The organism is Streptomyces sp. CBMA156, from assembly GCF_014596515.1.
Taxonomy (GTDB): domain Bacteria; phylum Actinomycetota; class Actinomycetes; order Streptomycetales; family Streptomycetaceae; genus Kitasatospora.
On sequence record NZ_MSJQ01000022.1, the window covers coordinates 1 to 10,320 of the forward strand.

The window sequence follows — 10,320 nt, forward strand, 5'->3', positions numbered from 1 at the left end:
GGCCGCGCCGCAGCCGCCCGTCCCGGCCGACGCCGGGCGGCCGGCACCGCGCCCGATGGCCGAACTCCCGGCCGCCGAGGAGCGGCCCGCCGCCGAACAGCCGTCGGCCCCGTCCGGCGAACTGGCCAACACCCGGCGGCTGCTGGTCTGGCCCGAGCCCGACCCGGCCACCAAGCAGGCCCTCCAGTCGCGCGGCTACCTCCCGGTGATCGTCCGCTCCCGCGAGGAGGTGGACGCCCAGGCCGCCGGCTTCCCCGCCGCCCTCTTCGTCGACCCGCTGACCGGCCCGATCACCCGCACCGCGCTCCAGTCGCTGCGCACCGCGGCGCTCAACCGGCGTGTCCCCGTCCTGGTCACCGCAGGCCTCGGCCAGGCCACCAGGGACGCCGCGTACGGAGCCGACCCGGCCGTCCTGCTGCGCGCCCTCGCCCCGCGCGACGGCGAGCACCACGCCCCGCGGGTGCTGCTGGTCGAGGGCGACCCCGACATCGCCGCCGCCATGATCAGCAGCCTGGAGCGGCGCGGCATGCACGTCGAGCACGCGGTGGACGAGAACGACGCGGTGGCCAGGGCCAGCAGCGTGCAGCCCAACCTGGTGGTGATGGACCTGCTGCAGATCCGCCGCCGCAGGGTCGGCCTGCTGGACTGGCTGCGCGCCAACGACCGGCTGCACCGCACCCCGCTGGTGGTCTACACCTCGGTGGACCTCGACCCGCGCGAACTGCCCCGGCTGCGCACCGGCGAGACGGTGCTGTTCCTCGCCGAGCGCTCGACCAGCGAGGACGTCCAGTCCCGGATCGTCGACCTGCTCGGGCGGATCGGCGCGATGGGCGAGGCGGGCGTCGCCGCCGCGGGCTGACCCCCGGGTACGCCGAAGGGCCGGTCGCCCCCGTACGTACGGGGGCGACCGGCCCTCCTCGTGGTCACTCCTTGCCGAGCACCGTGACGTCCAGCTCCTGCGCCGCGTAGCCGGCCCGGATCACCTTCTTGTCGAACTTGCCGACCGAGGTCTTCGGCACCGACTCCACGATCGACCAGCGCTCCGGCAGCTGCCAGGAGGCGATCCGCTCGCCCAGGAAGGCCCGCAGCTCCCGCAGTCCGACGGTCGCGCCGGGGCGCAGCACCACGGTGGCCAGCGGGCGCTCGCCCCACTTCTCGTCCGGGACGGCGACCACGGCGGCCTCGGCCACGTCGGGGTGGGCCATCAGGGCGTTCTCCAGTTCCACGGACGAGATCCACTCGCCGCCGGACTTGATGACGTCCTTGGCCCGGTCGGTGAGGGTCAGGTAGCCGTCCGCGGTGATGGTGCCGACGTCGCCGGTGCGCAGCCAGCCGTCCTCGGAGAACTTGTCGTCCGGGCGGACCGGGTCCTGGCCGACGCCGCCGTAGTACGCCCCGGCGATCCACGGGCCGCGCACCTCCAGCTCGCCCGCCGAGGCGCCGTCGTGCGGCATCCGCTCGCCGCCCGGGCCGATCAGCCGGGCCTCGACGGAGGCCGGGAAGACGCCCTGGGTGATCCGGTACGGCCACTCCTGCTCGGGGGTGAGGCCGCCCGGCGGCTGGGCGAAGCAGCCGAGCGGGGAGGTCTCGGTCATGCCCCAGGCGTGCAGCACCCGGATGCCGTGGCGCTCGTCGTAGGCCTTCATCAGGGAGGGCGGGCAGGCGCTGCCGCCGATGACGACCATCCGCAGGCTGGAGGTGTCGTAGTCGCCCGCGTCGAGTTCGTCCAGCAGGCCGGCCCAGATGGTGGGGACGGCGGCGCTGACGGTCGGACGGACGGCGGCGATCATCTCGGCCATCGGCTTGGGCTGGAGGAAACGATCCGGCATGAGCAGGTTGGCGCCGGACATGAAGGCCGCGTGCGGGATGCCCCAGGCCTGGACGTGGAACATCGGGACGACCGGCAGCGCGGTGTCCCGCGGGGTGAAGGCGAAGTTGTCGCCGGTGTTGACCTGGAGGCAGTGCAGGTAGACCGAGCGGTGGCTGTAGAGCACGCCCTTCGGGTCCCCGGTGGTGCCGGAGGTGTAGCAGAGCACGGCGGCCCGCCGCTCGTCGATGTCGTGCTGCCACGGGTACTCGGTGGGCCGGCCGGCGATCAGTTCCTCGTAGTCGTGCACCTCGCCCGCGAAGCCGGCCAGCACCGAACGGTCGCCGGGGCCGCTCACCACGATGTGCCTGAGGGTCGGCGCGAGGTCCGGCAGCACGGCGGCGAGCAGCGGCAGGACGGTGCCGTTGACGATGATCACGCGGTCGGCGGCGTGGTTGACGATGAACGACAGCTGCCCGGCGGGCAGCCGCAGGTTCAGCGTGTGCAGGACCGATCCCGTCGAGGGGACGGCGAGGTACGCCTCCAGGTGCTCGGCGTTGTTCCACATCAACGTCGCGATGACACTCTCGTCGGTGCACCCGAGCTCGTCGCGCAGCGCCCAGGCGAGCTGCGCGGCGCGGGCGCCCACCTCGGCGTAGGTCCGGACGACCGGTCCGGTGCCGTCCCAGGTGGTCACGGTCGAGCGGCCGTGGATCGTGGACCCGTGCTCCAGGATTCGGGCGACGGTGAGCGGAACGTCCTGCATCGTGCTGAACACGGGTCCTCCTTGACCTGGCGGCACTGGCGGCAGCGACTGCGGGCACCTACCGGGCGGTAATGCGCGCGGACCTGCCCGATTCTGCCGTCCCCCGCTCCCCGCTGTCAGTATCCCGGCCCCGTTGCACGGATCACGGATTCGTCCCGGTTCCGTGATCCGCTTCGGGGAGGACGGTGGGCCGGGGCCGGCCCGACGACCGCCGTGGCCCGGAGCCGGGGCGGTCAGGAGCGGTCAGGGGCGGTCGGGGCGGTGGAGGCGGAGGGAGTTGGCGGGGTCGGGGGTGTAGGCGGGGTCGAGGGACCAGCCCTGTTCGGCGGCGAGGCGCAGGGCCTGGTGGGCGCCGGCGCCGCGGTAGGTGGCGCGCTTGAGGTGGATGCGGCTCACCGGGCTGCCGTCGGGGGTCCGGGTGGCGGCGCGGATGCGGTCGGTGTCGCGCTTGAGGATGCGGCGGATGTGGCGGTCCCAGGCGGCGGGGCTGTCGGTGAACTCGGCGCGGAAGGCGCGCGGGCCGACGGTCCAGCGGGCGCCCCAGCGGTCCCAGTAGTCGGGCTCGGGACGGGTCACCCAGCAGGTGAGCAGGCCGTACACCGGGACGTAGACGATCTGGAGCAGGAAGACGAAGGGCAGCAGCGGCGCGAAGCGGACCGGCTGCGGGCCCCACGGGGTGCCGGGGGCGGCGGGCGGGTCCTGCGGGGCGGGGGCGTCCGGGCCGGCCGGGGCGGGGAAGTGGCGGGCGAGCCGGACGTGCCCGGCGTCGGTCCCGGACGCCACGCCGTGCCAGCCGTACCGCTCGACGAGCCGGACGACGCCGTCCGCGCCGAGGCCCCGGTAGAGCCGCAGCGCGAGCCCGGCCGTCACCACCCGGCCGAGGTCGGCCTGTACCTCGCCGTCGCCGGCCGCGTACGCCGCCTCGGCGGCGGCGATCCGGCGGGCCAGGACGGGGGTGGCGTAGCGCTCCCAGTCCTCCGCGCGGCCGGTGAGTTCGGCCCGCAGGCGGCGCGGCGGGATGAAGCCGCGGTTGACCTTCAGCCAGCCGTCGGAGCTGGGGCCTCCCCCGTTGTAGTCCGCGAGGATCAGGACGACGAAGAGGAGCACCAGGGCGAGGACCCAGAGCGGGGCGTAGATCCACTGGAGGAGGAACTGGAGCAGCACGGCCAGGCGGTTGCGGCGCGGGGCCGGGCCGGGGAAGCCGCCTGGGCGGCCGGCTCCGGGGTGCGGCGGGGCGCCGAACTGCGCTGCGACGTACGGCTGTTGGGCGATGGGGTGGGCCTGCTGCGGCTGTGACTGCGGCTGCCGGGGCGGGTACGGCTGCGGCGGGTACGGCTGCTGCTGGGGGTGCGGGTGCTGGGGGTACGGCTGCGGCGGCGGTACCGGCTGCGCGTAGGGGTTCTGCCCGTACGGCGCCTGTCCGTACGGGTTCCGCTGCGGTGCCGCGCCGTACCCGCCCGCGCCGCCGTGCCCCTGCCCCTGGCCGTTCGCCATGCCGCTTCCCCCCGTGCTCGACCGGGGGTCACCCTACCTGCGGGTCTCAGTCGGCGGTCGGCCCGTCCACGTGGTTGTGGTCGACGGTGAGGGCGGCGCCGCCGAAGCTCTCCTCGACGTTGCCGTGGTACTGGTGGACGCGCTGGTGGAAGCTCCAGAGGTCGGGGGCGAGGCCTCCGGAGCCGTCGGTGTCGGCCTTGCCGTCCCAGCGGGCGTACCAGAGCGCGTCGGGCATCGGGGAGCCGCCGGCCCGGGCGGCGGCCGCGAGGTCCGCGATGCCGGAGTCGAGGCTGGAGTAGAAGCCCGAGCGGTAGCCGGCGGCGTGCAGGCCCGCGGTCCAGCCGAGCGTGAAGTCGACCACGGCCTGACCGCAGAGCGGGTCGCGCAGCGGGTAGGCCTCGATGTCCAGGTAGACCGGGCTGCCCTTGGCGAACCCAAGCGAGCGCAGCGCCCCGGCGGCCTCGCCCGCCTCCTCCCGGCCCTGCTCGACGGCCTTCGCCGGGTCGATCCGCCCGGGCTTGTGACTCGGGTCGGCGCACGGCGCCTGACGTCCGACGTGCACCGGCAGGAACCGCCAGCCCATCGACCGCGCCCGGCGCACCCACTCCGCGGTGAGCAGGGGCTGGGTGCAGCCGCGCTGGGAGCCGCTGGTGTAGACGCCGACCGCCCCGTACGGGGAGGCGCCGCGCCAGGCCCGCAGGGTGTCGAGCGGCGGGGCGGTGCAGGCGTCGAAGGCGGGACCGCCCCAGCTGCCGCGGGCCCGGGGCGGGCCGGCGCGGTCCGGAAGCGTGACGGCCCGGATGCGGGGAGCGGCCGCGGCGGCCGGAACGGCGGCCTCGGCGCGCACGACCGTTCCGTCGTCGGCCAGCGGGAGCACGAGGGCGGCGGCGAGGAGGGAGACGAGGCGGAGATGGCGCACCCCGCCTTGATACTGACGGTCCGTCGGACGATCACGGCAACCACGCCGCAGCGCCCGTGTGAGTCCACCCTTTCGGACGCACCCGTCCGCATCCGTCCCGATATTTGTAACGAGCTTGCCGGTTCATCACTCCTTACGGCAAACTCACAAATATGCCCACCTCCCATACCAGCGAAACCCCCGCCGCCTCGTCGTCGGCCGCCGCCGTCGCCGAGGCCCTTGCCATGCCGCCCGCCCCCAAGGGCGAGCCTGCCGGCGAGCGGGGAAGCTGGCGACGAGGTGGGGCGTCCGGCTCCGCGGCGCCACCCGAAGTCCACCCCGGTCGGTCCACCGGCCGGTTCGGCAAGGTCCTGCGGCGCCCGGAGCGGATCCCGGCGCCGCTTCTCTGTCTGACGGCGATGTTCCTGGTGCAGACCGGCATCGCGCTGTCCAAGCCGCTGTTCGGCCCGCTCGGGGTCAGCGGCACGACCTTCCTGCGGCTCGGCTTCGCCGCCGTCATCCTGCTCGCCGTCACCCGGCCGAAGCTGCGCGACAAGCGCCCGCGCGACCTCGCCGCGGCCGCTCTGCTCGGCGTCGCCTCGGCCGGAATGACCTTCCTGTTCGCCGCGGCGATCGACCGGCTGCCGATGGGCACCGCCGCGACCATCGAGTTCCTCGGCCCGCTCGCGGTCGCCCTGGTCTTCGCCCGGCGCGCCAGCCACCTGCTCTGGGCGCTGCTCGCGGCCGCGGGCGTGGTCCTGCTGACCCTGCTCGGCGAGGGCGAGGGCGGCGGGTCGCTCGACCCGGTCGGGCTGCTGTACGCCTTCGGGGCGGCCGCCTGCTACGCCGCGTACATCCTGTTCACCGACAAGGTCGGCGCGGCCTTCCAGGGGTTCCAGGGCCTGGCGGTGTCGATGACGGTCGGCGCGCTGGCGCTGGCACCGTTCGGGCTCGGCCAGGCCTGGCACGGGCTGACCGCGCCCGACGCCTCGCCCCTGGCGCTGCTCGCCGCGGTGGCCGGGGTGTCGCTGCTGCTGCCGGTGATCCCGTACGCGCTGGAGATGACCGCGCTGCGACGGATGCCACAGCGGGTGTTCAGCGTGCTGGTCAGCCTGGAGCCGGCGGTCAGCGCGCTGGTCGGACTGGTGGTGCTGGGCCAGCTGCTGGGTGCGCCGCAGCTGGCCGGGATCGGCTGCGTGGTGGCGGCCAGCGTGGGCGCCACGCTGACCGGGCGGCGGTGACGGGGCCACGGCCTCGGGGCGCTGCGGCGTTGTGGTGCCGTGACGCCGTGAGGCCGTGGCTCACGGCGCCGTGACGCTTCAGCTCACGGTGCTGCGGCAGTGCGGCGCCGCGGCCTCACGGCCAGAGCAGGGTGCGCGACCACTCCGGGGAGCTGACCGGGCCAGTACGGGTGTAGCGCAGCCGGACGTGCCGGCGCTCGGCGTCGCCCTGCCAGAACTCCACCTCGTGCGCCCAGAGGGTGTAGACCGCGTGCCCGGGCGCGACCGCGTCCGGGTGCGTCTCCAGCCGGCGGCGGGCGACCGCCACCGCCTCGTCGTACTCGGCGAGCGAACCCAGCGACTCGCTCTGCCGCCCGACCAGCGCGCCGACCCGGGCGGCGGGCGAGCGGGTGGCGAACTCGGCGGCGGCGACCAGGTCGGCGGCCCGCTCGACGATGCCGCGCACCCGCACCTGGCGGCCGAGCTGCGGCCAGTAGACGGTCAGCGCGGCGGCCGGGTGGTCGGCGAGCTGACGGCCCTTGGGGCTGTCGGCGGCGGCGGAGAAGTTCCAGCCGGTGCCGGCCGGGTCGATGTCGCGCAGGACCAGCACCCGGGCGTCCGGCATGCCGTCGGCGTCGACGGTGGAGAGGGTGAAGGCCTGCGGGTCCAGCACGCCGGCGTGCAGCGCGGTGGCGAGCCAGTCCACGAACAGCGGGCCGGGCTCGGCGGGGGCGGCCTCGTGGTCGAAGGACGGCAGCGGGCGGGCCATCGGCGGACGGCCGAGCAGCAGCTCGGGGACGGACCTGGACTCGGGCCGGTGCTCGCGGACCGGATCGGCCGACTGCTCCGGACGCGCCTCCGGTGCCGGCACCGCCCCTGACTCGGGTGCGGGCCCGGCCTCGCCCGGGCCGTTCAGGCCCTCCTCCTCCGCCGCCATCGCGCGCCCTTCCCTCCGGTTGCCGCGGTCGCCGCCCCGGCCGGACCGGTCCTTCCGGGCCCGGGCACGTGGGTGCGCTGTCGGAGCGCAACCGTACCGTCGTGCACCGACGGCTCCGGGCGCGGGCCCTCGGTGGACGGATCCGGGCCGGTCGGCGGGGTGATCCCGGGCCGGCGGCGGAGAATCCGGGCCGGGGGGCGGACGGGCGGGGCGGACGCGTCGGGCACCGGACGCAGTGGCCGCCGGGGACATCGGGCACCGGACGCACTCGTGGGCGGTGCCGATGGCGGCACCGCCCACGAGGCCGGTTTCGCGGTGACCCTTTCCGCTGACCGGTCGATGCGCTGTTCCCTCTGTCGTGATGCGTCGGTCCTCGGTATCCGTTCCGGCCGTTCCGGTCTGCTCCGGGCCCGCCGCGGGTGCTCAAGCCCACCCGTGGCCGCCCACGTCCGGCGCCCCCGCCGTCCGTGGTGCCCGGTGCCGTGATCCGGCTGCTCGGCCTGTCGGTCTGTCGATGTGTCGGCCTGTCAGTTGATCGGTCGGTCGATCAGTCGGTGCGGTCAGTTGAAGGTCGGGGCGACGACGACGTTGACGTTCTTGCTGTCCTGGCCGGACTGGACGTTGCCCGTGTTGTCCTTCACCGCGAGGGTGTTGTCCTGGTTCGAGGCACCGGCGCCGGTGGCGGTCTGCTGGGTGGAGACGTAGTTGCCGTCCACCCCGCCGAACACGTTGCCGGTACCGGTGTTGGAAGCCACACCGGCGTTGGACCCGGACCCGGATCCGGACTCGGCGCCCGCGCCGTCGTCGGCGACCGCAGCACCGGCACCGATCAGCAGCAGACCGGCCGCGAGCGGGCCGGCGAGCAGGAACCCGGCCCCCCTGCGGGTGTGGATGCGAGCCATGAAATTCCTCCAAGAGCTGTTCATCGCGCAAATGGTCGATCAAGGTGCGCAAGGTTCGCCGGCCAGACGAACACCTGCGGGCTGCGACGCCAGAAGACAGACTTCCGCAACAAATCGACAAAGCGCTAGCTCACACAGCGGATTTCGCCCGTTCGCGTGATATCCACCCGGGCTGCGCATAACGCCCGGAAAAGCGGACAGCGCGCCGAGACACCCCGATCGAGCTGGGGCTTCTCCCGAACAGTCGCCGATCGTGGCGTCCCGGAGAGCGGCGCGTCAGCCCTGCACGAACCGCCGAGCACACCACCCCGGCGCATGCGAACCACGAGCGCGCCCCTGAAAAGTTCGATCACCCTCCCATGTCGACTTTTTCAGCTGTTCGCCGACCGGCGGAACGGCACCCCGACCCCACAACGGCGGACAGGCACGAGGTGCGTCGAAAGGCCCAGAGGAAATCAGATCATCTTGCCGGGATTCATGATCCCCAGCGGATCGAAGACCGCCTTCACCTGCCGTTGCAGGTCCAGTGCCACCGGGCCCAGCTCACGGGCCAGCCAGTCCCGCTTCAGCAGCCCCACCCCGTGCTCCCCGGTGATCGTGCCGCCCAGCTCCAGCCCCAGCGCCATGATCTCGTCGAAGGACCGCTGGGCGCGGGCGGTCTGCTCCTCGTCCGAGGCGTCGAAGATGACGATCGGATGGGTGTTGCCGTCCCCGGCGTGACTGACCACCCCGATGGTCAGCCCGTGCCGCCCGGCGATCACCGCGACGCCGTTCAGCATCTCCGCCAGCCGGGAGCGCGGCACCGCCACGTCGTCGATCATCGTGGTGCCCAGCCGTTCCAGGGCCGGCAGCGCCAGCCGCCGGGCGGCCAGCAGCAGGTCGGACTCCGCCTGGTCCTCGGCCGGCACCACCTCGGTCGCCCCGGCCTCCCGGCACAGCTGCGCGACCCGCGCCAGCTCGGCCTCCCGGTCCGGACCGTCGAAGGCCACCAGCAGCAGCGCCTGGGTGGACTCCGGCAGCCCCATCCGCCCCAGTTCGTTGACGGCCCGCACGGAGACCGCGTCCATCAGCTCCATCAGCGACGGGGTCAGACCACGCGCCATCACCTCGCAGACCGCCGCCCCGGCCGCGTCCGCGCTCGGGAACTCCGCGGCCAGCGCCAGCTGCGGGGCCGGCGCGGGCCGCAACGCCAGGACCGCCCGGACGACCACGCCGAGCGTGCCCTCCGAACCGACGAACAGCCTGGTCAGGTCGTACCCGGCCACCCCCTTCGCGGTCCGGCGGCCGGTGGAGAGCAATCGCCCGTCCGCCAGCACCACGTCCAGGCCGAGCACGTACTCGCTGGTGACGCCGTACTTCACGCAGCAGAGCCCGCCCGCGCCGGTGCCGATGTTGCCGCCGATCGTGCAGGACTCCCAGCTGGACGGGTCCGGCGGGTACGTAAGACCCAACTCCAGTGCAGCACTGGAGAGTTCGGCATTCACCACGCCGGGCTCGACCACCGCGATCCGGTTCACCGGGTCGAGCTCCAGGATCCGGTTCAGCTTCACCATCGACAGCACGACACAGCCGTCCACCGCGTTCGCCGCGCCCGACAGCCCGGTCCTGGCACCCTGAGGCACCACGGGGACGCGCAGCCCGGTCGCGGTGCGCATCACGTGCTGCACCTGCTCGACCGTCTCCGGGAACACCACCACGGCGGGCTGCCCGGCCGCGCAGAAGCCCGCCATGTCGTGGCGGTACGCGGCGGTCACGTCCGGATCCACCACGACCGCCCCCTCCGGGAGGCCCTGCGCCAGTCGGTCCGTCAGATCACTCATCGCCGCCTCCACTCACCGCCCGACCGCCCCCACCTCCGCACTCTGCCCGCCGACCGGTACCCGGGCAAGTGGGCCACGGCGCGAGGCGCGGAGGGGAGGGCCCGCGGCGCGGGCCGGCACAGACCGGCTCAGGCCCGGCGGAGGGCCGGGGTGACCAGGGCGGTGAAACCGGCAGCGGCGGTGCCGAGGGCGCAGAGGAGGGTGGGCAGGGTGGCGCCGGCCGCGTCCGCGAGCAGACCCAGCAGAGCGTTCGAGAGCACCAGGGCCGCGCTCTGCACGAGCGTCAACAGGGCCTGGACGCGCGACAGATGGGACGGCGGCGCACCGGTCAGCACCAGCGGTCCGAGGTGACCGGCGAAGAGCCCCGAGCCGAGCCCCGTCACCGTGCTGCCGACCACCGCCGCCGCCGGCCACCCGGCCGTCGCCAGCAGCGCGATCCCCGCCGACGCCGTACCGAGCCCGGCCGCCGCCGCCAC

7 protein-coding genes and 2 pseudogenes are annotated in these 10,320 nt (G+C 74.4%); 2 read left to right on the forward strand and 7 right to left on the reverse strand.

The features are described 5' to 3' along the window. A pseudogene (locus BU198_RS01285) lies at positions 1-859 on the forward strand (hypothetical protein); the annotation flags it as partial. Positions 860-923: 64 nt separating this feature from the next. Here the strand turns inward: BU198_RS01285 and BU198_RS01290 are convergent. The 3 genes from BU198_RS01290 to BU198_RS01300 all read right to left on the reverse strand — a co-directional run bounded on the left by BU198_RS01290 (position 924) and on the right by BU198_RS01300 (position 4,986). Then, positions 924-2,585 carry a long-chain fatty acid--CoA ligase gene (locus BU198_RS01290; protein ID WP_188294934.1) on the reverse strand — a complete coding sequence of 554 codons (1,662 nt, stop codon included), beginning with the start codon at positions 2,583-2,585 and terminating at the stop codon, positions 924-926. A 231-nt stretch (positions 2,586-2,816) separates the two neighbouring features. Next, complete coding sequence (locus tag BU198_RS01295) at positions 2,817-4,067, reverse strand: hypothetical protein (RefSeq protein WP_188294935.1); 1,251 nt, start codon at positions 4,065-4,067, stop codon at positions 2,817-2,819. 46 nt (positions 4,068-4,113) lie between these two features. Beyond that, on the reverse strand, positions 4,114-4,986 hold the full coding sequence (locus tag BU198_RS01300) for a glycoside hydrolase domain-containing protein (RefSeq protein ID WP_188294936.1): 873 nt from the start codon (positions 4,984-4,986) through the stop codon (positions 4,114-4,116). 152 nt (positions 4,987-5,138) lie between these two features. On the opposite strand from BU198_RS01300, the gene BU198_RS01305 reads away from it, so the two are divergent. Then, positions 5,139-6,206 (forward strand): EamA family transporter, encoded by a 1,068-nt coding sequence (locus BU198_RS01305; RefSeq protein ID WP_223243758.1) that lies wholly within the window; start codon positions 5,139-5,141, stop codon positions 6,204-6,206. A 115-nt stretch (positions 6,207-6,321) separates the two neighbouring features. Here the strand turns inward: BU198_RS01305 and BU198_RS01310 are convergent, their stop codons facing one another. From BU198_RS01310 to BU198_RS01325, 4 genes and pseudogenes are all read right to left on the reverse strand, one after another. After that, complete coding sequence (locus BU198_RS01310) at positions 6,322-7,122, reverse strand: pyridoxal 5'-phosphate synthase (RefSeq protein ID WP_223243759.1); 801 nt, start codon at positions 7,120-7,122, stop codon at positions 6,322-6,324. Between the two features lie 560 nt (positions 7,123-7,682). Next, the gene (locus BU198_RS01315) at positions 7,683-8,024 is read right to left on the reverse strand and encodes a hypothetical protein (RefSeq protein WP_188294937.1); all 342 of its coding nucleotides are present in this window, start codon (positions 8,022-8,024) and stop codon (positions 7,683-7,685) included. Between the two features lie 455 nt (positions 8,025-8,479). Further along, positions 8,480-9,844, reverse strand: a complete 1,365-nt coding sequence (locus tag BU198_RS01320; protein ID WP_188294938.1) for an FAD-binding oxidoreductase — start codon at positions 9,842-9,844, stop codon at positions 8,480-8,482. 128 nt (positions 9,845-9,972) lie between these two features. Continuing rightward, positions 9,973-10,320 (reverse strand): annotated as a pseudogene (locus BU198_RS01325) (MFS transporter); the annotation flags it as partial.